This is a genomic window from Bacillus sp. GMs2/2, assembly GCF_050172095.1.
GTDB lineage: Bacteria > Bacillota > Bacilli > Bacillales > Bacillaceae_G > Bacillus_A > Bacillus_A cereus.
The window spans coordinates 1-846 of sequence record NZ_JBNLYE010000766.1; the positions used below are offsets into that span (position 1 = coordinate 1).

Consider the following 846-nt stretch of genomic DNA (forward strand, 5'->3'; position numbering starts at 1 on the left):
TATTGAAAAATCAATGGATATGTCAAAGTTGAAAACAAAAATTGATGTATCTTTTGAAGTGCCGGAGTCATCTAAAAGGTCAGTTGAAGACGCAGTAAGAAGCGTTACAACTTACGGTGTAGATGTTGAAGAAGCCTTGGAAGGAACACGAAGACAATGGGCACTCAATAAAGATGCTTCTGACGAAGCAAATGCTGCAATTGTAAAAGGTGCTGCAACGATTGCTTCCACATATGCAGGTATTGATTTTAATGAATTAATACAAGAAACAAACGAAATTGGTGCAACGCTAGGGATTACGAACGAAGAAGCGTTAGGTTTGGTTAATACCTTGCTAAAAACAGGGTTCCCACCTGAACAGTTAGATATTATCGCTGAATATGGGGATCAAATGATTCAAGCAGGGTTTTCAGCTAAAGAAGTCCAAGGAATCCTGTCAGCTGGGGTCGATACGAAAAGTTGGAATATCGATAACCTATTGGATGGTGTTAAAGAAGGTCGTATTAAGATGGCTGAGTTTGGCGCTGGTGTAGATAAGTCCATGCAAGAGGTTTTAGATAAAACAAAAATTTCGGCAGATCAATTTGAAAAATGGGGGCAAGCAATCGCTGGTGGTGGTGAAAACGGACAAAAAGCGATGCTTGAAGCAACTAAGGCTTTAGCTGGTGTTGAAAATGCAACAGACAGAAATGCACTTGGCACGAAGATGTTCGGTACTCTTTGGGAAGACCAAGGAAAGAAAATCATTGATACCATTTTAAAAGCAGAAGGAAAACAAGTGGATTTAAAAAAAGGTGTAGATGATTTACATAACACCACTTCTAAATTAGATGCGTCTCCAGCTGC

1 pseudogene is annotated in these 846 nt (G+C 39.5%); it reads left to right on the forward strand.

The annotated features are described in order from the left end of the window. Positions 1-846, forward strand: a pseudogene (locus ACQGS6_RS29350) (hypothetical protein); the annotation flags it as partial.